Here is a 377-nt window from a genome sequence, read left to right on the forward strand (position 1 = left end):
GTAGCTGCCGTTGGCATTGATGACCAGCGTGCCCACGCCGGCCAGCGTGGCGGTGGTGCCGGCGGCGTAGGTCGTGCCGCCCACCGTGAAGGTGGTGACGCTGACCGGACCATCGACGCTGCTCGTGCCGCTCAGTACCGTGCCGCTCAGCGGGCCGCTGTCTTCGGCGATGCTGATCACTTCGTTGGCGTCGGTGAAGTCGTCGTTCACCGGCGTCACCGTGATCGCCAGGGTCGAGGTGTCGTTGGCCCCCGAACCGTCGGTCAGGGTGTAGGTGGCGACCGGCACCGTGCCGTTGTAGTTGGCGTTCGGCGTGAAGGTGTAGCTGCCGTTGGCATTGATGACCAGCGTGCCCACGCCGGCCAGCGTGGCGGTGG

Annotated in this window: 1 protein-coding gene; it reads right to left on the reverse strand. The window is 67.9% G+C overall.

Annotated features, from left to right (window positions below):
* Window positions 1–377: cadherin-like domain-containing protein (locus AT959_RS14780; RefSeq protein ID WP_169795478.1), on the reverse strand; the 377-nt coding region annotated here is incomplete at both ends.

Origin of the sequence: Dechloromonas denitrificans, from assembly GCF_001551835.1 — a bacterium.
Lineage (GTDB): Bacteria > Pseudomonadota > Gammaproteobacteria > Burkholderiales > Rhodocyclaceae > Azonexus > Azonexus denitrificans.